General features: G+C 68.4%; 1 pseudogene. It reads right to left on the minus strand.

What is annotated here, in order from left to right:
- Nucleotides 1–228, minus strand: a pseudogene (locus tag KVT45_RS55970) (arginine deiminase); the annotation flags it as partial.

Genomic DNA, 228 nt, shown 5'->3' on the forward strand with positions numbered 1-228 from the left:
GACTTGAGTGCGCTCGGCCGCGTGCACGTCCTGGGTGGAGGTCAGGACCCGGATCTCGCTGAGGCCGAGGGCTGCGGCGTTCGCCCGGTGCATGTGCTCCGGCGGATGGTCGGTGACCTTGTGCTCCTTCTCGCCGGTGCCGGGATCGATGGTGTACGAGCGGAGCGTGCCGAGTCCGGCGTACTGGGTCAAGGTGACGCCGTCGGCCATCGTCATGACGGTGTCGTG

Origin of the sequence: Streptomyces sp. GbtcB6 (genome assembly GCF_019091475.1) — a bacterium.
Taxonomy (GTDB): Bacteria; Actinomycetota; Actinomycetes; order Streptomycetales; family Streptomycetaceae; genus Streptomyces; species Streptomyces hyaluromycini.